The sequence below is a fragment of the Gottfriedia sp. ABJ_BB2_2 genome (assembly GCF_055484705.1).
Genome location: NZ_JBVFKR010000058.1, coordinates 1 through 214, shown reverse-complemented (window position 1 = coordinate 214; position 214 = coordinate 1). Strand labels below are relative to the sequence as shown.

The window sequence follows — 214 nt, the reverse complement described above, 5'->3', positions numbered from 1 at the left end:
TATTGGTCGTGCTATCGCACTAGAGCATTACTCATAAAAAGTAATGGCTGGGCTACCTGGATTCGAACCAGGGCATGACGGAATCAAAATCCGTTGCCTTACCGCTTGGCTATAGCCCAATGAAGTTGCTACATGGTCTTGCTTCTGCGATTATAATACTTGATTTTGCACCGCAGGATTTTCTTTATGTTTTATTGTATTTACCCCTTGAATT

The 214-nt window shown here is 41.6% G+C and carries 1 tRNA gene; it reads right to left on the bottom strand.

The features are described from left to right. Positions 1 to 44 precede the first annotated feature (44 nt). A tRNA-Gln gene (locus ACX6U0_RS21430) sits at positions 45 to 119 on the bottom strand. Positions 120 to 214 lie beyond the last annotated feature (95 nt).